This window comes from Microbacterium sp. LWH12-1.2 (assembly GCF_040675825.1).
Taxonomy (GTDB): domain Bacteria; phylum Actinomycetota; class Actinomycetes; order Actinomycetales; family Microbacteriaceae; genus Microbacterium.
In genome coordinates this window covers 1,184,406-1,206,510 of record NZ_JBEGIJ010000001.1, presented here as the reverse complement: position 1 = coordinate 1,206,510, position 22,105 = coordinate 1,184,406, and the positions used below count along the sequence as shown (strand labels likewise).

The window sequence follows — 22,105 nt, the reverse complement described above, 5'->3', positions numbered from 1 at the left end:
CGCGAAGGCCCCGTGCTCCTCGGAGCACGGGGCCTTCGTCGTCCCGTTCAGAGTTCGATCGTGATGCGGTCGCCTTCGATCTTGCTCGGCGGGTCGCCAGGAGAAGGGGCGGGGGCGGTGCGTTTCGTCTGCCGGTCGCGCTCCATGCCCGCCTCGTAGGCCGACGGCATCCAGATCGCGTCGAACGATCCGCCGAACCCGCCGCCCGTGCCGTCGTACTTCTCTTCGACCGGTTTCTTCGAGAGAGTGCGGACGATAGCGAACACGATCAGGCCGGGTCCCATGCCAGCGACCACGGCGACGTAGAGCCAACCGACCACGTCCTTCATGAGGCCACCGTACGCCGCTCGCACCGCCGTGGCATCCCCGGTGCGAGGGATCTGATCACCGGATGCGCCGGTCCTGCACGAGGTCGATGAGGTGCGAGAGCACGGGGCCGGAACGCAGACCGTTGTGCTCGTGCTCGCTGGTGACCCACAGACGTACGCCGGGCAGCAGCCGCGCCGTTTCCAGCGAGTACTCCATCGGCACGTAGACGTCGTTCACATAGACGGCAGCGGCGCCGGTGGCATCGGATGCCGCGATCGCCGTGGCGTCGTACACGCGCGGCCACTCGAACTCGGCGAGCTCCAGAGCGACGTCACGCCACGGCTGGAAGGCCGGCACGGTCTCGGTCCATTCGCGGCGGATGTGCTCGCCGGTGAACAGCGTCGGGTCGGCGGCGAAGTCGCTCGGCTCGGTGCGCTCGGCCGACCAGCGAGTGGCGTGACCGTCGGCATAGCTGGATTCGTGAAACGCGAAATACAGCGGATTGCGGCCGGTGTACGGCATCGCATGCATCAGATCGTGGCGGAACGCATTCGATCCGGGGTCGAGCTCCAGCAACGACCAGACGGTCTGCCAGCCCTCGTTCGTTCCCAGCGCCGAGCCAAGGGAACGCAGGCGTGACACCGAGACGATCTCGCCGTCCGGAAGGGTGATCCGCCCGGCATCCGCGTGGTCGACCAGGCGGCGCATCGCATCGCGGTGCTCAGGGAACCGCCGGTAGTACTGCTCGGATGCTGCGCGCATCTTGTCGTAGCAGAGCGCATAGGTGTCATCGGGATGCCGGCCGATGGCGCTCAGGCCCCCGGTGATGAAGACGTGCTCGAGGGATGCGGCGTCGGTGGAGAGGTAGGCGAGAGTCGTGAATCCGCCGAAGGACTGACCCAGCACGGTCCAGGTCGCAGCCCCCAGGTGCTGTCGCATCGCCTCGCAGTCGCGCACGATCGAGTCCGCGCGCAGATGAGTCAGATACTCGGCCACCGCCGCGCTGCCCTGCTCGAGGTCGGCATCGCTCACGGGGGTCGAGCGTCCGGTACCGCGCTGATCCAGCAGGACCACGCGGTAGTGGGCCAGAGCCTCGTCGAGCCACGCCGGCGACGTGGAGGAATGGAAGGGTCGCGGAGCCTCGAATCCGGGCCCGCCCTGGAGGAACACCAGATACGGGAGGGCCTCTCCGCCGTCGCGCGACACCACAGAGGCGAAGACGTCGATCGTGCGGCTGTCGGCCGGATCCGACCAGACCAGAGGGACGGTGAGCGTGTGCTCTTCGATGGTCAGGTCCATAATGCGACGGGCAACGGTGCTCACACTTCGAGCATATCGTCGGCCGAGCGCGCGCATTCGTCCGAGGAACCTACATCACGTCGGCGATGTAGGAGTACTTGACGAAGACCTCGGGCGCGAGTCCGGACTCCTCGAGCACTCCCTGCACCGCGCTCATCATGTAGTTGGAGTCCCAGCCCATGTAGAGGAAATGCGACTCGTCGAGCTCATCCCACTGTCCCTTCCATGCCATCGCGTCGTAGATCGGCCCGCCGTGGCGCGCGCAGTACGCCACCGCCGCTTCTCTGGTGTCGGTCCAGGCTCTGCGGAGCACCCGGTTGAAGAGGTGCTTGACGTCGAAGACCTCCCAGCGTTCGCCGCGGTACTCCACGTAATCGAACTCCCGGTCCCATCCGGCGGGCCATCCACGCCTGCGGACGGCATCGAGAATCGGGGTCAGGCCGTCGTCGTCGATCTCGGGGAGTTCCGGGCGCGCCCAGATCTGCAAGAGCTCTGCAGTGAGCTGCACGGTACGCCCCGTGATCGCCGCAGTGCCCCAGGAAGCGACCCCTCCGAGTTCTCGGGTCGCGGGCACCGAACTGCGCGCATAGGCCTCGGCCCGCTTGACGGGGTACGACGCTCCGAACACCCTCTGTGCGAGCGGCTGCTCGAGAAGCGTGAGGTTTCCGAGAGTCGGTGCGAGCGCGCGATGGCTGTTCTGCTCGTCGTCGGTGAACTCGCTCCACGGTCGGACGCCGTCACCGGACCAGGAATCGCCCGGCGCCGCCGGCGCGATGTGCTCGACGTCGTAATCCGCGGGATCGTCGACGCCTTCGAGTCGGCCCAGCACGTAGGCGGCGTACGGGAGCTCGCTGTACTTCAGCACGGCGCTCACTCGCTCGTCCGAGGGGGTGATCCGGGAGAAGGCGCGCATCAGCGACTCGCGGCCCTCGATGCGCGCGCGGCACAGCCGGGCGATGAGGCGCTCGTTCGGCAGGTTCACCAGGGTTCGTCGCAGGTAGAGGGCCTGAATCCACTCCAGCGTCCGGATCAGCTCGTCGCGACCGACGACTCCGCGGACGTAGTCGCTGTAGACGTTCATCACCAGCGGGTACCCGGCGCGGCCGAACGTGTTCACGTACCGAAGCTGCCGGGCGACCTCGGGATCGTGCTCCAGCGAAGGATCCAGCAGGATGCCGTAGATCTCCGCGTAGTGCCGCCAGATCCCGGCATCCGCCTGGAGGTGCTCGAGGTCGACACGAGGGAACGACTGCCGGAACGCGCTGTACACGCCGTGCTCGCCGCTCGCTGCGACTTCGCGTCCGGTGGTCATGACCAGGTAGTGCCGCCAGAACGCACCGATCGCCTGACCGGTGTGCTGCTCGATCGGCAACCAGAAGCGTTCCTCGACGTCGAGCTGCTCGGTGTGCGTGAGTCCCATCAGGATGTAGTTGTGGATGAGTTCGTGATCCCGGAGCGGCTCACCCGTGGAGTTCAGGCTCTCGAAGATCTGCTGAGCGTTCGCGGCGGTTCCGAGAGTGATCGAGACGTGCTCGAGCTTCTGCAGCCCACGCCAGATCTGCGGCACGTCTTCGACGTGCACCTGACTGCGGAAGAAGGCGTAGTTGTCGTCGAAGCGCGACTCGCGATCGGTATCGCCCCGGCGGTCCAGCACCACCGACTCGTACAGCTCGGCCCAGGCATCGTGTGGACGCAGTTTGGTGCGCGAGGGGTCGTCCTGCCGGACCAGCACGCGCTCGAGTTCGGCGGCCAGCGCCGGATCGGAGCCCTTGATCGAGTGGTGGAGGGCCGCGACCAGAAGCATCACGGTGGTGATGCGCTGCTGGCCATCGATGAGGATCAGGTCGGTCTCGGCATCCGCCGGGCTCTCGGCAGAGAGGATGGAGCCGATGAAATGCCGATGCGCGTCGTCTTCGCCTGCCACTGCACGGATGTCGGTGAGCAGCTGCTCGCAACCGCCGATGTCCCATCGGTACTGCCTCTGATACACCGGCACGACGATCGTCGTGGAGCCCGCTGCGAGCCATTCGATCGTGTTGACTGCTGTCGCCTCGACGTTGGTCGCAGTGCTCATGCTGGTGTCTCGTCCTCCCGTAGTGCCGGGCGCCGAGGACTCGCCTGGTGCCCCGATCAGTCTATTCGCTTGTGCACGGCGACCTCCGGGGAACGCGCGGGCTTCGCTGTTAGGCTTGCCTTATCAGGGCCTGTTAAAACGTGCTGGCCCCCGATGAAAGGACATGATTCAGATCATGGGTTACATCAAATCCGCTGCCCTCGAAGAAAAGGGCTTCGTCGTACTCGACAGCTACAACCAGGACCTCGACCCCAAAGAGTGGCTGGACATCGAGTACAACGACTGGAAGTCATCCGGCGATACGCGTTTCGCGCCGCTCGCCAGCGCCTTCGGCGACATCGAGTGCAACGGCTTCTGGAACCACAAGCCGCCGCGCACCGACAAGGACGGCGTCTGGATCGACTCGCAGGTCGCCAAGGCCCCGAACCTGGCGCGCCGCGCACAGGAGCCGGGCGCGAACGTCGGCCGTTGCCGGGTCATCGAACTGCAGCCGACTCCCTACGGTGAGTGCCTCTACAACCTGCACCAGGACGACAACAACCGTCTGAACCCGGACGGCACCGGCTGGGTCGTGCGCGGTTTCTTCAACCTCACCGATGACAAGGACAGCTTCTTCGTCCTGCGTGAGAACCGCACCGATCCGAGCATCGAGTACCGCATTGCCCTCCCGGCCGGCGCGCAGCTGATCATCGACACGCAGCGCCTCTGGCACGCGGCGACCCACGTCGGCACCGAGCCGCGCTACAACCTGATCACCTCGTGGACGTCCGGCCCCGAGCTCGACGCCTACATCGAGAAGTACAACGGCACCGACGACGTCCCCAATGTCGAGGTTCCGCAGGAGGTCCTCGAGGCCGGTTACATCGAGCAGGCACGCAAGGATGCCGCCCGCGCCGCCTACTACGCGGCGAAGGGCCAGCAGGTGAAGCTCGCGATGAGCGAGGCCTGACCCTCGTTCTGCACTCGGAAGCCCCGGTCGCGAGACCGGGGCTTCCGTCGTATGAATCACATGCTTGTGATTTCCGCCCGACTGGGCGAGAATGGGCGCATAACCGCATATTCTCGCCACTTCGTTGGCTCAGGTCGTTGGGGAAGACGCACCTGATGAAACGGAGAGATCATGGCGACGGCTTACGCACGCGGAGTGGTGTATATCCACTCCGCACCACGCGCGCTCTGCCCGCACCTCGAATGGGCGGTGGGTCGCGCTATTGGTAGAGCAGTGAACTTCGACTGGGCTGAGCAGCCCGTCCTCGAAGGCGCCCAGCGCGCGGAGTTCTACTGGGACGGCCCTGTCGGCACGGGCGCTGTGCTCGCGACGGCCATCCGCGGCTGGGAGCATCTGCGCTTCGAAGTCACCGAGGACCCCACCCCGCGCAGTGACGGCGGACGCTGGTTGCACACGCCAGACCTCGGCATCCACTACGCGCAGACCGATGCAGCCGGCAACATCGTCATCGGGGAAGACCGCATCCGGTATGCGATGGAGATCGCCGCCGGCAGCGCGATCGAACTCCAGCGTGAGCTCGATGTCGCCCTCGGCTCCGTGTGGGACGAAGAACTGGAGCCGTTCCGCCACGCCAGCGACGATGCACGCGTCGTCTGGCTCCACAAAGTGGGCTAGTCCCGCGACAGCGATGGACTGGCCCCAAGACTCGGGGCGGGGGAGGCGTGAGTATCGGATGCCGGTGAATCATCCCGGACGCTGAGAAATCGTATCCCCACTCCGCATGATGAGGACCCCGCCCCAGAAGGGGCGGGGTCCTCATCATCGTCATCAGACCACTGCCGTGCGGGGCAATTCCCCGATCGCCGTCGCATCGCTCTGAGAGATGTGATCCCAGGCGAGGTGAAGCCGCTCCATGGCTTCTGCAGCCTGCTTCGGGGGAAACGAGATCGGGATCCTCACCTTGCGCTCGAGAACACCGCCTGTTGCGAAGCGAGGGCCGGGCGGCAGGATCAGCTGGCGATCGCGGGCTGCGAGAGACAACGCCGTCGACACAGGCGCCCCGAGGTCCACCCACGCCGAGAGTCCACCCGGTGTGCGTGGCATCCGGATCCCGTCGAAACCCTCCAGGGCATCAGCCACAGCGGCTCGCCCCGCGCTCAGCCGCGCGCGGACATGGGCCTTCAGCGACGGCAGGTCGGTCAGCAGCTCTGCCGCGATGCACTGCTCCAGCAACGCGGTGCCGAGGTCGTAGGAGGAGCGCACGGCCAGGAGGCGGGCGACGAGGCGTCGATCTGCGCGGATCCAGCCGATGCGCAGACCGCCCCACGCCAGCTTCGACATCGATCCGATCGTGATGATGTCGGGGCTGAACGCAGCTATCGGCTTCGGGGACCAACCCCGGTCGATGTCGAGTTCCGCTGTCGTCTCGTCGACGATCAGGAGCGTTCCCGCGCTGCGTGCGGTCGTCGCGATGACCTCTCTCGCAGCATCCGTCATCGTGGCCCCGGTGGGGTTGTGGAAGTCGGGGATCAGATACGCCGCCTGCGGCCTGGCGCTGAGGAGGATGTCCGTGACGTGCCCCGCGTCCCACCCGTCGACCTCCACGGGTGTGGCCTGCATGCGATATCCGTGGCGACGGAGGGCCTCGATCGCGTGGGGGAACGTCGGCTGTTCGATGAGCGCACGGTCGCCGCGCCGCCCGATCGTCGTCAGTACGAGGTTGAGAGCGTGCATGGCGCCGGCCGTGATGACGATCTCGTCCGATGAGGTGGGCGCGCCGCGTTCCGTGAAGCGCCGTGCCACGGCCTCGCGCAGTTCGGGTAGCCCCTGCAGGAGATATCCGCTCGATCCCCGGAGCGCCGCCAGTTGAGGCAGCGAGCGGACGGTCGCATCGTAGAGACCCGGAGTCGAATCCATCGAGGCGATGGACATGTCGATCGCCTCGTCGCCGACGGCCGGGCCAGGTGAGAGATGGCTGCCAGGAAGGGGGACCCGCGTGCCACCGCCATGAACGCGGTCCACGTAGCGTTCGACGTCGAGCGTGTCGTACGCGCGGGTGATCGTGGATCGAGATCGGCGCAGTTCCAGGGCGAGAGAGCGCTCACTGGGCAGTCGTTCTCCCACGGTCAGGCGCCCGTCGAGGATCAGCGCGCGGATCTGATCCGACAGACGCGACGCGCTGGACCCTGCTACGTGCTGCGCGCCCAGCAGCTCGACCAATCGTGATCCCATGCCTACAGTCTGCCGGAAAGTGGCACGAGATGATCAGACCACTTTGCATCGAGTGGTCCGGGAATCGTCACCCCCAAGAGCGGCACGATAGGAGAATGCTCTTGCGTACCGTCTTCCTTCCTGTCGTCGCCAGCAGCCGGCGCGACCTCGTCGAGAGGATCCTCCAGCTCCTGGTCGGACTCTTCCTCTATGGAGTCGCGCTCGGACTGATGCTCCGTGGTGGCATCGGCGTCGCGCCGTGGGACGTGCTCTCCTTGGGCATCTCCGGTCAGACCGGACTCGGGTACGGACTCATCACGAATCTCGTCGCCGTCGCAGTTCTTCTGCTGTGGATCCCGCTGCGCCAACGCCTCGGTCTGGGAACGGTGCTCAACGCCCTTCTCGTCGGCCCGAGCGCCGATCTCACGCTGTGGCTGCTCCCGCCGGTGCCCTCGGTGTGGGTCGGGGCGCCGCTCTTCGTTCTCGGACTCGTGCTGCTCGCGTTCGCCACCGGGCTCTACATCGCCGCGAGCTTCGGTCCCGGCCCGCGTGACGGGTTGATGACCGGACTCGTCCGGGTCACCGGGTGGAAGGTGTGGATCGTGCGCACGTTGATCGAAGGCAGCGTCCTCCTCGTCGGCTTCCTGCTGGGCGGCCCCGTGGGCGTCGGCACGGTGCTCTTCGCCCTGGGCGTCGGGCCGCTCATCGGATGGTTCCTGCCGAGGATCACCCGGCTCGGCGAGCAACGATCGCGTCGGCTCGTTCCCGCTGATTCGTACTGAGACCGACGACGGCAAGAACGACGAAGGCCCCGGGAGCGATTCCCGGGGCCTTCGTCGTATGCACGTCGGTCAGTCGGCGCTCGCGAACGCGACGACGGCGTTGTGGCCGCCGAAGCCGAACGAGTTGCTGATGGCGAGCTGCGGGCCGTCGCCCAGAGGCTGCGCTTCTCCGGACAGACGGAACGGAACGGCAGGGTCCTGTTCGGTCATGTTGATCGTCGGCGGTGCGACACGATCGCGAAGAGCGAGGATCGTGAAGATGGCCTCCAGCGCGCCTGTTCCGCCGAGGAGGTGGCCGGTGGAGGCCTTGGTCGCCGAGACCGGGATCTCGTCGATCCGGTCGCCGAACACGCGCTTCAGCGCGACGTACTCGTTCGGGTCACCGACGGGCGTCGAGGTCGCGTGGGCGTTGATGTGAGTCACCTGGTCGGCGCTGGCTCCGGCCTCTTCCAGAGCCTGCGTGACGGCGCGCGCCGCGCCCCAGCCCTCGGGGTCGTTGCCGGTGATGTGGTACGAATCGGCCGTGATGCCGCCGCCGACGAGGTAGGCGTAGATCTTCGCGCCGCGCGCCTTGGCGTGCTCTTCGGTCTCGAGGATCAGCACGGCGGCGCCTTCGCCCATGACGAAGCCGTCACGGTCGATCGCACCGGGGCGCGAGGCGGTCGCGGGGTCATCATTGCGGCGCGAGAGGGCCTGCGCCGAAGCGAAGGACGCCATCGTGATCGGGTGGATCGCCGACTCGGCGCCACCGGCGATCACGACGTCCGCGAGACCGTCCTGAAGATGGTGGAAAGCATGGATGAGCGACTCGGTGCTGGAGGCGCAGGCGCTGACCACGGTCTGCGCGTACGCGCGGGCATGGAACTGCAGCGACAGGTTGCCGGCTGCGGCGTTCGCCATCAGCATCGGGACCGTCAGCGGCATCACGCGTCGGGGGCCCTTCTCCCTGAGCGTGTCCCAGGCGTCCAGCAGCGTCCACAGTCCGCCGATGCCGGTGGCGAAGTCGACGCCGAGACGCTCTGGCGCGACTTCGGGGGATCCGGCGTCTTCCCACGCCTCGCGGGCGGCGATCAGCGCGAACTGGGAAGACGGGTCCAGGCGCTTGGCCTCGTGGCGGGGGAGGATCTCCTCCGGACGCACCATCGCCTCGGCCGCGAAGGTGACCGGAAGCTCATACTTCTGCACCCAGTCGTGCTCGAGGGTGCGGGTGCCGGACATCCCGGCGAGCAGGTTGGTCCAGTTCTCCGGTGCCGTACCGCCGATGGCGGAGGTGGCGCCGATGCCGGTGACGACGATGCGCTTGGTCATGGGGGTGTGGTTCCTTGTCGAACGGGTGTCGAGCGGATGTCGAGGGGAGGCAGGAAGGATGCCACCCCGCGCAGGGCGGAGGTGGCATCCTGCAGTATTACTCCTGGCCCGCGACGATGAAGTTCACAGCATCGCCGACGGTCTTGAGGTTCTTGACCTCGTCGTCGGGGATGGTGACGCCGAACTTCTCCTCGGCATTGACGACGATCGTCATCATCGAGATCGAGTCGATGTCGAGGTCGTCGGTGAACGACTTCTCGAGTGCGACCTCGTCTGCGGAGATGCCGGTCTCGTCGGTGATGAGCTCTGCGAGGCCAGCGAGGACCTCATCGTTGGTGAAAGCCATGTGGTCTTCCTCTTTCTTGCGGGTTGTATTCGGAACCGTGGAACAGTCTAGAGAAGGTCGGGCGTTCTCAGGGGAGGACGACGACCTGTGCGGCGAACACGAGTCCGGCGCCGAAGCCGATCTGCAGCGCCAACCCGCCGGACAGCTCGGGGTGCTCGGCCATCAGGCGGTGGCTCGCCAGCGGGATGGAGGCCGCCGAGGTGTTGCCCGTCGTCTCGATGTCGCGCGCGATGACCGTGGTCTCCGGCAGCTTCAGCTGCTTGGCGAACTCGTCGATGATGCGCAGGTTGGCCTGATGCGGGATGAAGGCTGCAAGGTCGGATGCCTCGATCCCGGCCTTCTCCAGCGCCTGGCGGGCGACCTTCGCCATCTCCCACACCGCCCAGCGGAACACCGTTGGTCCTTCTTGACGCAGGGTGGGCCATGGCGCGACGCCGTCGCGGAAGTCCGTGAGGGTGTGGTTCATGCCGACGGCATCCGCCTTGGAGCCGTCGGACCCCCATACGGCCGGGGCGATTCCCGGTGTGTCGCTGGGGCCGATGAGGGCGGCGCCGGCGCCGTCGCCGAGGAGGAACGAAATGCTGCGATCGGTCGGGTCGACCACGTCGGACAGCTTCTCGGTGCCGATGACCAGGGCATAGCGAGCGGCCCCGGCCCGGATGAGCGCGTCGGCCTGCGTCACTGCGTAGGCGTAACCGGCGCACGCGGCGTTGATGTCATAGGCGGCCGCCGGGTTCGATCCGACGCGATCAGCGACGATGGCGGACACCGAGGGAGTCTGCTTGGGGTTGCTGATGGTGGCGACGATCACCAGGTCGATCTGGTCGGCGGGAACTCCGGCCTTCTCGATCGCCTCCGTCGCAGCGGCGGTCGCGAGATCGATCGCATCGGTCTCCTTGACCGCACGGGTGCGCGTGATGATGCCGGTGCGCTGCTGGATCCACTCGTCGCTGGAATCGATCGGGCCGACGAGGTCGTCGTTCGGCACGGCGATCTCGCCGCGAGCCGCGCCGAAGGAGTAGATCCGCGTGAACGCGGGACCCGTGATCTGAGTCAGCGTCGGGCTCATGCGGCTTCTCCATTCAGCAGCGCGACGGCCGCATCGAGGTCTTCGGGGGTCTTCACGGCGACCGTCGGCACACCGCGCAGGCCGCGCTTGGCGAGGCCCGTCAGGGCGCCGGCGGGCGCGAGTTCGATGAGTCCGGTGATGCCCTGCTCGGCGAACGACGCCATGCACAGATCCCAGCGCACCGGCGAGGAGACCTGATCGACGAGGTAGTCGAGAGCCTGGGCGCCGCTGTTGACCACGGAACCGTCTCGATTCGTCCAGAGAGTGATCTGGGGATCGACGGGCGTGACCGTGTCTACGGCATCGCGGAGGGCGGCGACGGCCGATGCCATGTACGCGGTGTGGAACGCGCCAGCGACCTGCAGCGCAATGACGCGGGTTCCCTTCACCGGCTCCGCGGCGAGAGCGGCGAGCGCGGGGAGGGCGCCGGCGACGACGAGTTGGCCACCGCCGTTGTAGTTCGCGGGGGACAGGTCCAGTTCGGCGAGTCGTTCCAGCACGGCCTGTTCGTCGCCACCGAGGACGGCGCTCATGCCGGTCGGGGTCTGGGCGGCGGCATCCGCCATCGCACGGCCGCGGATGCCGACCAGACGCATTCCGGTCTCGGCGGAGAGAACCCCGCTGCCGACGAGTGCGGCGATCTCTCCGACCGAGTGACCGGCGATGCCGTCGGCCGAACGTCCGGCGCGGGCGGCCAGGGCGTCTGCGGCGATCAGTGATGCCGCGACGATGAGCGGCTGTGCGACGCGCGTGTCACGAATCGTGTCGGCATCCGAGACGGTGCCGTGCTCGTGCAGATCGACGCCGGCGGCTTCGGAATAGCCGGCGAGGCGCTCGGCCGCACCGTCCAACTCGAGCCACGGAGAGAGGAAACCGGGGGTCTGCGAACCCTGACCTGGGCATACGACGACAATCACACCCCCAGTCTGCCAATGATCGGGGGCGAGCGGTGGATGATCCATCACAAGATTGCGAGAAACCCTTGTGTGTGGCGCACAGTACCCGCGGGTCTCAGCGCGGAGTGCGGCGCAACCCGGGACGGCGCCGTACTTGATCGGCGGCGCCGATGGAACCGAGGATCAGTGCGGTCTGCAGGATCAACGCCTCGCGCGGCCCCGTGGCGTCCCAGCCGATGACCTCGCTGACGCGCTTGAGACGGTACCGGACCGTGTTCGGATGCACGAACAGCTCGCGGGCCGTCGCCTCGAGGGAGCGGCCGTTGTCGAGGTAGCTCCACAGGGTGGTCACGAGGTCGGTCGAATGCGCCTGCAGCGGGCGGAAGATGCGTTCGATCAAGGTCTGCTTCGCGAGCGGGTCGCCGGCGAGGGCGCGCTCGGGGAGCAGATCGTCGGCCTCGACCGGGCGCGGGGCGCTCCGCCAGGCACGGGCCACCGCGAAACCGGCGAGTGCGGCGCGAGCGCTCTGGCTGGCATCCACGAGAGCGGCGACAGCGGGGCCGAGCACGACGTAACCAGGGCCGAACAACGGCTCCAGGCGGGCGGCGATCTCCAGGAACGCCAGCTCGTCGTCTTCTTCCTCGTTTTCGTGCCCCGCGATGCGCGCGCGACCGAGCACGAGGACGAGACGGGAACCCTGCACCCCGATCAGCACGTCGACAGCGAGCTTCCTGGCGGTTCGGCGCACCTGGTCGACGTCGAACTGCGGAGGAGTCGTGCCCACGAGGACGGCGACCTCTCCGTGACCGTGCCAGCCGAGAGCGGCGATCCGGCTGGGCAGCTCCTCATCGGCTTCACCGGTGAGGATCGAGTCGACGACCAGCGCTTCGAGGCGGGCGTCCCAGAGCCCGCGGGCTTCCGCGGCGCGGGCGTACACGTCGGCGGCGGCGAAAGCGACGTCGCGTGAATACAGCAGGATCGCCTCACGGATGCTGTCGCCCCTGCCGGCGACGCGCTCCTCGGTGACTTCGACCGTCACGCGGATCAGCTGCAGCGTCTGCTGAAGGCTGACGCTGCGCAACAGCTCCCGCGGCGCCGCGGCGAAGATGTCCGCCGCGATCCAGGGGGTCGAGGTCGGGTCGTCGTACCACTGGATGAACGACGTGATGCCGGCCTGAGCCACCAGCCCGACCGCAGAGCGGCGGGCCGGTGGCATGTCGGCGTACCACGGGAGGGTGTCCTCGAGCCGCTTGATCGTCACCGAGGCGATGTCGCCGGAGATCCGGCGCAGCCAGGTGAGAGTTGCGGCCTTGTCCATGGCCGTGCGGGACGAACCTGTCACCGAGAGCTCAGCTCTCGCCGCCCGCGTTGCCGCTGGTCCCGGCGTTCACGTCGTGCAGTCGATACTTCTCGATGGCCTGAGCGGCGAGCGAACGATCGACGACGCCGTCGTCAGCAAGCGACTGCAGCGTGCGCACCACGATCGACGGGCCGTCGATCTTGAAGAAGCGACGCGCTGCCGCGCGCGTGTCGGAGAAGCCGAACGTGTCGGCTCCGAGCGTCGCGTACCGCTGCGGCACCCACGGGCGGATCTGATCCTGCACGGCGTGCATGAAGTCGCTGACCGCGACGACCGGTCCCTGAGCATCCCGCAGCTTCTCGGTGAGGTAGGCCGTCCGCGGCTGCTCGTTCGGGTACAGGAAGTTGTGCTCGTCGGCGGCGAGGCCGTCGCGGCGCAGCTCGGTCCACGACGTGACCGACCAGACGTCTGCGACGACACCCCAGTCGTTCTTCAACAGCTCCTGGGCTTCGAGCGCCCACGGCAGACCGACGCCGGAGGCGAGCAGCTGCGCGCGGTGTCCTTCGCCGGTGCCCTCGGAGACGCGGTGGATGCCGCGGACGATGCCGTCGACATCGACGTTCTCCGGCTCAACCGGCTGAACGATCGGCTCGTTGTAGAGAGTGATGTAGTACATCACGTTCGGGTCGGGGTGGTTCCCGCCGTACATGCGCTCGAGTCCGGTACGCACGATGTGCGCGATCTCGTAGCCGTACGCCGGGTCGTAGGAGACCGTGGCGGGGTTCGTCGAGGCGAGCAGGTGCGAGTGCCCGTCCGCGTGCTGCAGCCCCTCACCGGTGAGCGTCGTGCGGCCGGCAGTGGCGCCCATGATGAATCCGCGGGCCATCTGGTCGGCAGCAGCCCACTGGGCGTCGCCGGTGCGCTGGAAGCCGAACATCGAGTAGAAGATGTAGATCGGGATCAGCGGCTCGCCGTGCGTGGCGTACGACGTTCCGGTCGCGGTGAAGGCGGCGAGAGCGCCCGCTTCGTTGATGCCGACGTGGATGATCTGTCCCTGCGGGCTCTCCTTGTAGGCGAGGAGCAGCTCACGGTCGACCGACGTGTAGTGCTGGCCGTTCGGGTTGTAGATCTTCGCCGTCGGGAAGTACGCGTCCATGCCGAAGGTGCGTGCCTCGTCCGGGATGATCGGCACGATGCGGTGGCCGAAGTCCTTGGACCGCAGGAGGTCCTTCAGCAGTCGGACGAACGCCATCGTCGTGGCGATCTCCTGCGAGCCGGAGCCCTTCTTGGGGAGGGCGTACGCGGAGTCATCCGGAAGCGACAGCCCGACATGCGTGGAGCGGCGCTCCGGCAGGTATCCGCCGAGGTTCTTGCGTCGTTCCAGCATGTACTGGATGGTCTCGTCCTGAGCGCCCGGGTTGTAGTACGGGGGCAGGTACGGGTTCTCCTCGAGCTGCGCATCCGTGATCGGGATGTGCATCGTGTCGCGGAACGTCTTGAGGTTGTCCAGCGTCATCTTCTTCATCTGATGGGTCGCGTTGCGGCCCTCGAAGTGCGGACCCAGGCCGTAGCCCTTGACCGTCTTCGCCAGGATGACGGTCGGCTGGCCCTTGTGCTCGACGGCGGCCTTGTACGCGGCGTACACCTTGCGGTAGTCGTGGCCACCGCGCTTGAGCTGCCAGATCTGGTCATCGGTGTAGTCCTTGACCAGGGCGGCAGCGCGCTCGTCACGGCCGAAGAAGTGCTCGCGGATGTAGGCGCCGGACTCCGTCTTGAAGGTCTGGTAGTCGCCGTCCGGAGTGACGTTCATGATGTTCAGCAGCGCACCCTCGGTGTCGCGTGCGAGCAGATCATCCCATTCGCGGCCCCAGACCACCTTGATGACGTTCCAGCCGGCGCCGCGGAAGAACGACTCCAGCTCCTGGACGATCTTGCCGTTGCCGCGGACCGGGCCGTCGAGGCGCTGCAGGTTGCAGTTGATCACGAAGTTCAGGTTGTCCAGGCCCTCGTTTGCGGCGACCTGGAGCTGACCACGGCTCTCGACCTCGTCCATCTCGCCGTCGCCGAGGAACGCCCACACCTGAGATGCGGAGGTGTCCTTGATGCCGCGGTTCTCCAGGTACTTGTTCGACATGGCCTGGTAGATCGCGTTGATCGGGCCGAGGCCCATCGACACGGTCGGGAACTGCCAGTAGTCCGACATCTGGCGCGGGTGCGGGTAGGACGGGATGCCGAACGGCGCGCGGGACTGCTCCTGACGGAAACCGTCGAGGTTGTCCTCGCTCAGCCGGCCCTCGAGGAAAGAGCGGGCGTAGATTCCGGGGGAGGCGTGACCCTGGACGAAGATCTGGTCTGCGCCGCCGGGGTTGTCCGCACCGCGGAAGAAGTGGTTGAAGCCGACCTCGTAGAGCGCGGCCGACGATGCGTAGGTGGAGATGTGGCCGCCGACGCCGATGCCGGGACGCTGCGCGCGGTGCACCATGACAGCGGCGTTCCAGCGCATCCAGGCGCGGTAGCGGCGCTCGACGTCTTCATCGCCGGGGAAGTCGGGCTCGTTCTCCGAGGCGATGGTGTTGATGTAGTCCGTGGTCGGGACCATCGGCACGTTGAGGTGCAGCTCCTTCGAGCGCTTGAGAAGGCTGAGCATGATCTCGCGGCCACGTCCGTGGCCCTTCGAGTCCACCAGCTCGTCGAGCGACTGCTGCCACTCACCGGTCTCTTCCGGATCGCTGTCGAGGGGGCCCTGGGAGTACGGATCCTGGTCGTGGACGGTCACGGTGGAGCCTTTCGTCAAGCTGGCGGTTCTCGCCGGGAAACGGGAAGCGACGCGGGGGAGTCTTGTCGACTCGACACAACGCACGCCGGAATCAGCCTAGCCCTCTTCTACGACGACGCGGATCACTGTGGCATGGATAGACTGATCGGGTCAGGGCCTTTAGCTCAGCTGGTAGAGCGCCACGTTTACACCGTGGATGTCGTCGGTTCGATCCCGGCAGGGCCCACCACAGTTCCTCGTTGCACTGAGATCGCCTGCTCCGCCGGGAGTGCGGACAGAGCTGCACCTGCGAGGATCGAACGGTGACTGAAATCCCGCTCTGGCTCCGACCGACTTCCGCAGGCTGGCGTGTCGTCGTGGACGACGACCGTACGCATATGGACGTGCTGGACCCCGCCGGTGCCCGACAGGCTCGCGTGCCGATCAAACCGACGGAGACCTTCACCGGACCCTTCGCCGACAGGATGAACTCCACGACGAACAAGGCGTTCGAAGACAACGGGCCGCAGCTCACGTTCGCCCGAAGACCTGTGCCGTTCGACCTGACCGGCAGCGGTGACACCGGAACTCTGACGCCGGGTGCGGCGGACGGGAAGCGTTCGACCAAGAGCATCGTGATCGAGCTCCGAGGCCGGCACTACGTCTTGCGCCACACCTCGAGCAGCAAGGCCGACGTGCTCCGCGACGGCTCCCTGATCGTCACGTTCTCGAAGGGACGTCAGAACGGCGTGCATCAGTACCTGCGCACCGACCTCATCGACCTGGATGCGACGGACGAGATCGCCCTCACCATCTTCGAGAAGCTGGGTCGCCCAGGCCGCGCCGGGGCGATATCCGACTTCTTCACTGCCCTGTCGAACCTGTCCTGACGTACCGGGAGGAAGCACCATGAAACGACGCATTGTCATCAGCGGAGCATCCGGCCTGATCGGCTCCGCGCTCTCAGACTCGTTGCGCGCCGACGGCGCGGAAGTGACGACACTCGTGCGTCGCCCACCGCGTGATGATTCCGAAGTCCAGTGGGCACCGGGGGAGCATCCGCTCCACGCCGATGTCCTCGCCGGGGCTGACGCCGTCGTCGCGTTCGGTGGCGCCAGCGTCGGTCGACTGCCGTGGACGCGGGCTTACCGGCGAGAACTCGTCCGCTCCCGCCTGCAGGCCACTGGCTCGCTCGCCACCGCGTTGCGCGCCCTGGGAGCCGATGCTCCGGCTTTCGTCTCCGCGTCTGCCGTGGGCTATTACGGCTCGGCGCCGAGCGCCGTTCTCGACGAGAGCTCTGCGGCCGGCGACACCTTCCTCGCGAAGCTCTGCGTCCGCTGGGAGGATGAGGCACGGCGCGCGGGCGACGACGTCAGTGTCGCCCTGTTGCGCACCGCACCCGTCATCCACCCACGCGGCGTGCTCAAGCCCCTGATCACTCTCACCAGGCTCGGCATCTCCGGCCCGCTTGGGACGGGCACCCAGGTCTGGCCGTGGATCTCGCTCGATGACGAGGTGCGGGCGATCCGGCACGTCATCGACGAGCAGCTGGACGGACCGGTCAACCTGACGGGACCCACAGCAGCCACCGCGAACGACATCGGACGCGCCCTGGCCCGAAAGATGAATCGGCGGTTCTGGCTGCCCGCTCCCGCGTGGGCGCTACGTTTCGGACTCGGAGCGGCCGCGGATTCTCTGCTTCTCTCCGACGCCGACGTGCGACCGGCCGCTCTTGAGGAGTCGGGCTTCCGCTTCACGCACGCGACAGCGCAGGAGGCCGTCGACGCCGCGGTCTGACGACGGTCGACGGCCTGCTACGACTCCTCGTGCGTCGCCGGGTCCCCGTTGAACAGTCGTCCGTCAGGCCTGCCCAGCGCCGTGATCGCCGCGACCTCGGCATCGTCGAGGACGACGGCTGCCGCGGCGAGGTTCGCGACCTGGTGCTCCACCGAGGAGGCCTTCGGAATCGCCACCGTGCCCCGTGCGATGTGCCACGCGAGCACGGCCTGAGCAGGGCTGATGCCGTGCGCCGAGGCGATCTCCCCGATGATCGGCTCGGCGAGTACGTCTTGACCTCGCCCGATCGGACTCCATGCCTCGGTGAGGATTCCGCGTTCGCGGTGGTACGCGAGCTGCTCCTCCTGTGGGAAGTACGGATGCACCTCGATCTGATTCACAACGGGGCGGACCCCTGTCTCGTTCTCGATGCGCTCCAGGTGCTCCGGCAGGAAGTTGGACACGCCGATCTGGCGCACGGTGCCGCGTTCCTGGGCCTCCACGAGGGCCGTCCAGGCCTGCAGGTACTCGTCCTGCGCAGGATTCGGCCAGTGGATGAGATGCAGATCGGTGACGCCGACGCCGAGCCGGAAGCGGCTCTCTTCGACACTCGTGCGGGCACGCGCTGCGGGGTGGTGCCGACCGGGGAGTTTCGTGGTGACGATGATCTCGCCTCGGTCCACTCCGGAATCCCTGACGCCCTGACCGACGGCGCCTTCGTTCTCGTAGTTGAAGGCGGAGTCGACGAGTCGGTAACCGGCGTCGAGGGCGCCGGCCACTGCGGCCGCACCGGCTTCGCCGTTCAAGCGGTATGTCCCGAGGCCGATCGCGGGGAGAGCGAAGCCGTTGTGGGCGGCGAACAGGGGGACGGTGACGGGCTGAGTGCTCACGGTGCTCCTTCGAGGCGGACTGGCTTCAGCGTACGCTGGGGCGATGGTCTCAGCAGGTGACGTTGCCCCAGATGACCGCTGCCCCTGCTTCTCGGGAGATCTCTATCGCGGATGCTGCGGTCCACTGCTGGAAGGCTCATCCGCCCCGACGGCTGTCCGCCTGATGCGCTCGCGCTATACGGCCTTCGCGGTCGGCGATGCCGAGTACCTCCTGGCGACCTGGCATCCGTCCACGAGACCGCTACGCGTCGAGATCGACGACGAATTGGTCTGGCGCCGGCTCGTCGTCCTGGAAACGGTCGAGGGCGGACCGTTCGACCGGGAAGGCGTCGTCGAGTTCGAGGCGCTCTGGCGACAGGGCGACGAACGCGGGGTGATGCACGAGCGCAGCCGGTTCGTGCGGGAAGACCGTCGCTGGCTGTACGTCGACGGCGATGTCGCGCCAGCGACTAAGTTGGAAGGGTGAACGCAGCCCCGGAACACCAGCGCATCCTGCTCGACGTCGCCGACCTCGATCGGCGCATCGCGCAGGCCGAGCGTGCGCGTACCCAGCCGACGCAGTCCGGGCGGATCAGTGAACTCGCCGCACTCCGTCAGGAGCAGTTGCGAGACCTCACGGCCCTCACCGGAACACGTGAAGATGCACGTACCGAACTCGTCCGGCTGGAGGCCGACGTCAAGGTGGCCGAGCAGCGTCGCGCACGTGATGCGGATCGGCTCGCCGCCTCGGCGAACTCCAAGGAGGCGCAGGCTCTCGAGCATGAGCTCGCCAGCCTGGCCAAGCGGCTCAGCGACCTCGAAGACGCCGAGCTCGACGTGATGGGCCGCGTCGAGGATGCAGATGCCGCCGTCGCGGCGCAGCAGGCACTCATCGATGCGACCACCGCCGAGGGCACTGAGCTCACGGTGCAGGCAAAGGCCGACATCGCGGCGGCGACCGAGCTGATCGCCCAGCTCGGACGCGATCGCGCTGCCGTCACGGCGCCGCTCCCGGCCGACCTCCTCGCCGAGTACACGCGGCGCTCCGCGAAGACCGCCGGAGCGGGACTGCTCACCCGAGGCACCTGCGAAGGATGCCGCATGGTGCTCTCCAGCACCGATCTGAACGACATCCGCCGCGCCGCGTCCGACGCCGTGATCTCCTGCCCCGAGTGCGGCTGCATCCTGGTGCGTACCGAAGAATCCGGCCTGTGATCTTCCGCCGGGGCGCTCGACGGCGGTGACCGCCACGCCTCGACCGGCTCCAGAACGCCGGATCGCTCTCGTGGAGACCGCACCGAACGCGTTCCTGGCGATCGAGGTCGACGAGCTCGGCGTCGAGACGAGCTGTGTGCCGCTGGACGCGACCGGTCTCATCGACTGGGTCCGAGAGGTCGAGGCTGCGCAGACGCCGCGCTGGATTCTGCGCAGCGCCAGACAGATCTATCCGCGACTCCTCGAGGCCGGCGTACGCCTCGCCCGCACGCACGACCTGATGCTGTGCCACGCCATCCTCCGGGACACGGCGTCGGTGGAGCATCCGCTGCCGCCGTCCCCGGACTGGGTGCCCCGCGAACTCGTCGTCGAGGCGCCGGCGCTGTTCGACGTGGACGAGCGCTCGGCTGGCGACCCGGTCACCGAACTCCTCGACCAGTACCGTGCGCAGCGTCGAGTCATCGGTGAGGCAGCCGACGGCCGGTTGACCCTCCTGTGCGCCGCGGAGTCGGCAGGCGGACTCGTCGCCGAAGAGATGCGCGCTGCGGGGCTGCCCTGGGACGTGGCCGCCCACGAGGCGATCCTCACCGAGACGCTCGGAGCCCGCCCGATCGCCGGCGGTCTGCCCAGCGGGATGGTCGCACTCGGCGAGAAGGTGCGGACGATCCTCGACGACCAGACGCTGCATCTGGACAGTCAGCCCAAGCTGCTCAGGGCGCTGCACCGGGTGGGCGTGCACGTGGAGTCAACGGGCCGATGGGAACTGGCCGAGCACGACCACCCCGTCATCGAGCCGCTGCTGGCGTACAAGAAGCTCTCGCGCCTGCTCAGCGCCAACGGGTGGTCGTGGCTGGCCGAGTGGGTGCACGACGGACGCTTTCGCCCCGTCTACATCACCGGCGGCGTCGTCACCGGCCGTTGGGCTTCATCGGGTGGCGGGGCGCTCCAGGTGCCGCGGAGTCTCCGGCCGGCGGTCAGGGCTGACCCCGGATGGATCCTGGTCGTCGCGGACGTCGCCCAGCTGGAGCCGCGGATGCTGGCGGCGATGGCGCACGATGAGGCGATGGCCAGAGCGGCGCGGGGGACCGACCTGTATGCCGGTGTCGTCGAGTCCGGTGCCGTCAGCACGCGCGAAGAGGCGAAGTACGCGGTGCTCGGGGCGATGTACGGTGCGACGACCGGAGACAGCGGTCGCCTCGTTCCGCGGTTGCGCAAGGTCTACCCGCGGGCGATGGGGCTCGTCGACGAGGCAGCGCGTGTCGGGGAGGACGGCGGCGTCGTGTCGACCTGGCTGGGCCGCTCGTCGCCGCGTCCGTCCGCCGAGTGGGCGACGCTGCAGTCGCGTGCCACCGCCGCGGATGCCGATGCAGCGGAGGTGAACGTGGCCCGACGGCGTGCGAGGGACTGGGGGCGGTTCACCAGGAACTTCGTCGTGCAGGGCACCGCAGCGGAGTGGTCGCTGATCTGGCTCGCCGAGCTGCGCCACCGGCTGCAGCGCCTTCCCGCTGCGCGGACGCCGGCCCCGGCATCCGGGCCCTTCGCCCACGAGGCTCATCTGGCGTTCTTCCTGCACGACGAGGTGATCCTGCATGTTCCCGAGGAGTGCGCGGATGCCGCCGCCGAGGCCGTCCGTGAGGCCGCGGCCGCCGCGACCCGCCGTCTGTTCGGAGCGTTCCCGATCGATGTGCCGCTTGATCTGCGGATCGCGCGCTCGGCCGAGAAGTAGACTGGGCCTGCGAATGGGTCGACTGGACGGTCGCGTGGCGGGAAACCGCACCGAGGAACGTCCGGGCTCCACAGGGCAGGGCGGTGGGTAACACCCACCCGGAGCAATCCGCGAGAAAGTGCCACAGAGAGTAGACCGCCGGAACCTCGCTCGTCGAGGATCCGGTAAGGGTGAAAGGGTGGTGTAAGAGACCACCGGGGGCCGTGGTGACACGGCCCGCCAGGTAAACCTCGCCCGGAGCAAGGTCAGACAGAGGATGTTGACGCGGCTCGCCGAGTCCTCGGGTAGACCGCTGGAGCGGCACGGCAACGTGTCGCCGAGAGAGATGGCCGTCGAAGGGGCGAAGAACCCCGGAACAGAACCCGGCGTACAGGTCGGCCCATTCGCCTACACACGCAGAAGGCCCCGCTGGATCAGCGGGGCCTTCGTGCGTTCGGATTCGTCTGAGGTCAGTCGCCGGCCAGGGATGCCGCGCCGATGATGCCCGAGTTGTTGCGGTGGATCGCGGGAACGATCGGGGTCTTGAGCTCGAGCAGCGGGAGGAAGTCGCCGGCGTTCTTCGATACGCCGCCGCCGACGACGAACAGGTCGGGGCTGAAGAGGAACTCGATGTGCGAGTAGAACGCCTGCAGGCGCTCGGCCCATGCGGCCCAGCTGAGGCCCTCGCGTTCGCGTGCCGAGGTCGCTGCCCACTTCTCCACGGAGTCGAAGGTGCCGAAATTCAGGTGCCCGAGTTCGGTGTTGGGGATCAGGACGCCGTCATAGAGGAACGCCGAGCCGATGCCGGTGCCGAGGGTGGTCATCAGGGTCAGGCCGCGAACGTCCCTGGCGGCGCCATGACGAGCTTCAGCGACGCCGGCGGCGTCGGCGTCGTTCACGAAGACGATGTTGCGTCCGAGACCGTCGCGGAAGAACCGCTCGGCGTCGAAGTCCACCCATTCCTTGGAGACGTTCGCTGCCGACAGCGTCTTCCCGCGCTTGACGATCGCCGGGAAGGCGACGCCGAGAGGAAGAGTCGAGTCGTGCACGTCAAGGGTCTTGAGGACCGTCTGCACCGCCACGAGGACATCCTGCGGTGATGCGCCTTCGGGGGTGGGGACGCGCACCCTGTCGGATGCCATGGTCCCGTGGTCGAGATTGACGATTCCTGCCTTGATGCCAGTGCCGCCGATGTCGACGCCGATTGCTTGAGCCATGGCCGATAGCTTAGCGAGCGGTGGT

At 67.5% G+C, this 22,105-nt stretch carries 20 protein-coding genes, 1 tRNA gene and 1 other RNA gene; 10 read left to right on the top strand and 12 right to left on the bottom strand.

The annotated features are described in order from the left end of the window. Positions 1 to 47 precede the first annotated feature (47 nt). The 3 genes from MRBLWH12_RS05745 to MRBLWH12_RS05735 form a co-directional block, all read right to left on the bottom strand. Positions 48 to 329, bottom strand: a complete 282-nt coding sequence (locus MRBLWH12_RS05745) for a hypothetical protein (RefSeq protein ID WP_363547069.1) — start codon at positions 327 to 329, stop codon at positions 48 to 50. A gap of 55 nt (positions 330 to 384) precedes the next feature. After that, complete coding sequence (locus MRBLWH12_RS05740; RefSeq protein WP_363551308.1) at positions 385 to 1,608, bottom strand: alpha/beta fold hydrolase; 1,224 nt, start codon at positions 1,606 to 1,608, stop codon at positions 385 to 387. 70 nt (positions 1,609 to 1,678) lie between these two features. Further along, entirely contained in the window at positions 1,679 to 3,682 is a 2,004-nt protein-coding gene (locus tag MRBLWH12_RS05735) for a DUF262 domain-containing protein (protein ID WP_363547066.1), read from the bottom strand. A gap of 175 nt (positions 3,683 to 3,857) precedes the next feature. On the opposite strand from MRBLWH12_RS05735, the gene MRBLWH12_RS05730 reads away from it, so the two are divergent. Then, a complete protein-coding gene (locus tag MRBLWH12_RS05730; RefSeq protein ID WP_363547063.1) occupies positions 3,858 to 4,631 on the top strand; it encodes a hypothetical protein in 774 nt (257 codons plus the stop codon). Positions 4,632 to 4,802: 171 nt separating this feature from the next. Then, positions 4,803 to 5,306, top strand: coding sequence for a DUF3145 domain-containing protein (locus MRBLWH12_RS05725; RefSeq protein ID WP_341974560.1), 504 nt, complete (start codon positions 4,803 to 4,805; stop codon positions 5,304 to 5,306). A gap of 153 nt (positions 5,307 to 5,459) precedes the next feature. Here MRBLWH12_RS05725 and MRBLWH12_RS05720 read toward each other — a convergent pair whose 3' ends face one another. Further along, entirely contained in the window at positions 5,460 to 6,863 is a 1,404-nt protein-coding gene (locus MRBLWH12_RS05720; protein WP_363547060.1) for a PLP-dependent aminotransferase family protein, read from the bottom strand. A gap of 95 nt (positions 6,864 to 6,958) precedes the next feature. Here MRBLWH12_RS05720 and MRBLWH12_RS05715 point away from each other — a divergent pair, with 95 nt between their 5' ends. Further along, the gene (locus MRBLWH12_RS05715; RefSeq protein ID WP_363547057.1) at positions 6,959 to 7,624 is read left to right on the top strand and encodes a YczE/YyaS/YitT family protein; all 666 of its coding nucleotides are present in this window, start codon (positions 6,959 to 6,961) and stop codon (positions 7,622 to 7,624) included. 69 nt (positions 7,625 to 7,693) lie between these two features. Here MRBLWH12_RS05715 and MRBLWH12_RS05710 read toward each other — a convergent pair whose 3' ends face one another. The 6 genes from MRBLWH12_RS05710 to aceE form a co-directional block, all read right to left on the bottom strand. Beyond that, a complete protein-coding gene (locus MRBLWH12_RS05710) occupies positions 7,694 to 8,932 on the bottom strand; it encodes a beta-ketoacyl-[acyl-carrier-protein] synthase family protein (RefSeq protein ID WP_341974564.1) in 1,239 nt (412 codons plus the stop codon). A 97-nt stretch (positions 8,933 to 9,029) separates the two neighbouring features. Then, a complete protein-coding gene (locus MRBLWH12_RS05705; RefSeq protein ID WP_102192880.1) occupies positions 9,030 to 9,278 on the bottom strand; it encodes an acyl carrier protein in 249 nt (82 codons plus the stop codon). Between the two features lie 67 nt (positions 9,279 to 9,345). After that, entirely contained in the window at positions 9,346 to 10,347 is a 1,002-nt protein-coding gene (locus MRBLWH12_RS05700) for a beta-ketoacyl-ACP synthase III (RefSeq protein ID WP_341974566.1), read from the bottom strand. Continuing rightward, complete coding sequence (locus MRBLWH12_RS05695) at positions 10,344 to 11,264, bottom strand: ACP S-malonyltransferase (protein ID WP_363547052.1); 921 nt, start codon at positions 11,262 to 11,264, stop codon at positions 10,344 to 10,346. Before MRBLWH12_RS05695 ends, MRBLWH12_RS05700 begins: the two co-directional genes overlap by 4 nt. A 94-nt stretch (positions 11,265 to 11,358) precedes the next feature. After that, a complete protein-coding gene (locus tag MRBLWH12_RS05690) occupies positions 11,359 to 12,561 on the bottom strand; it encodes a PucR family transcriptional regulator (RefSeq protein WP_341978407.1) in 1,203 nt (400 codons plus the stop codon). Between the two features lie 31 nt (positions 12,562 to 12,592). After that, positions 12,593 to 15,319 (bottom strand): pyruvate dehydrogenase (acetyl-transferring), homodimeric type, encoded by a 2,727-nt coding sequence (gene aceE / locus MRBLWH12_RS05685; RefSeq protein WP_363547049.1) that lies wholly within the window; start codon positions 15,317 to 15,319, stop codon positions 12,593 to 12,595. A 153-nt stretch (positions 15,320 to 15,472) separates the two neighbouring features. Here aceE and MRBLWH12_RS05680 point away from each other — a divergent pair. From MRBLWH12_RS05680 to MRBLWH12_RS05670, 3 genes are all read left to right on the top strand, one after another. Next, a tRNA-Val gene (locus tag MRBLWH12_RS05680) sits at positions 15,473 to 15,548 on the top strand. A gap of 73 nt (positions 15,549 to 15,621) precedes the next feature. Further along, positions 15,622 to 16,188: a hypothetical protein gene (locus MRBLWH12_RS05675; RefSeq protein ID WP_363547046.1), complete on the top strand. Its 567-nt coding sequence runs from the start codon at positions 15,622 to 15,624 to the stop codon at positions 16,186 to 16,188. Positions 16,189 to 16,207: 19 nt separating this feature from the next. After that, positions 16,208 to 17,095, top strand: a complete 888-nt coding sequence (locus MRBLWH12_RS05670; RefSeq protein ID WP_363547043.1) for a TIGR01777 family oxidoreductase — start codon at positions 16,208 to 16,210, stop codon at positions 17,093 to 17,095. A 17-nt stretch (positions 17,096 to 17,112) separates the two neighbouring features. Here the strand turns inward: MRBLWH12_RS05670 and MRBLWH12_RS05665 are convergent, their stop codons facing one another. After that, positions 17,113 to 17,964, bottom strand: a complete 852-nt coding sequence (locus tag MRBLWH12_RS05665) for an aldo/keto reductase (protein WP_363547040.1) — start codon at positions 17,962 to 17,964, stop codon at positions 17,113 to 17,115. A 43-nt stretch (positions 17,965 to 18,007) separates the two neighbouring features. Here MRBLWH12_RS05665 and MRBLWH12_RS05660 point away from each other — a divergent pair, with 43 nt between their 5' ends. From MRBLWH12_RS05660 to rnpB, 4 genes are all read left to right on the top strand, one after another. Next, complete coding sequence (locus MRBLWH12_RS05660; RefSeq protein WP_363547037.1) at positions 18,008 to 18,430, top strand: YchJ family protein; 423 nt, start codon at positions 18,008 to 18,010, stop codon at positions 18,428 to 18,430. Beyond that, the gene (locus tag MRBLWH12_RS05655) at positions 18,427 to 19,158 is read left to right on the top strand and encodes a zinc ribbon domain-containing protein (protein WP_363547034.1); all 732 of its coding nucleotides are present in this window, start codon (positions 18,427 to 18,429) and stop codon (positions 19,156 to 19,158) included. Before MRBLWH12_RS05660 ends, MRBLWH12_RS05655 begins: the two co-directional genes overlap by 4 nt. 70 nt (positions 19,159 to 19,228) lie before the next feature. Next, the gene (locus MRBLWH12_RS05650; RefSeq protein ID WP_363547031.1) at positions 19,229 to 20,884 is read left to right on the top strand and encodes a bifunctional 3'-5' exonuclease/DNA polymerase; all 1,656 of its coding nucleotides are present in this window, start codon (positions 19,229 to 19,231) and stop codon (positions 20,882 to 20,884) included. A 14-nt stretch (positions 20,885 to 20,898) separates the two neighbouring features. Next, an RNA gene (rnpB, locus tag MRBLWH12_RS05645) (RNase P RNA component class A) lies at positions 20,899 to 21,270 on the top strand. 63 nt (positions 21,271 to 21,333) lie between these two features. On the opposite strand, the gene ppgK is transcribed toward rnpB, so the two are convergent. After that, the gene (gene ppgK / locus MRBLWH12_RS05640) at positions 21,334 to 22,080 is read right to left on the bottom strand and encodes a polyphosphate--glucose phosphotransferase (protein ID WP_363547028.1); all 747 of its coding nucleotides are present in this window, start codon (positions 22,078 to 22,080) and stop codon (positions 21,334 to 21,336) included. Between the last annotated feature and the right edge of the window lie 25 nt (positions 22,081 to 22,105).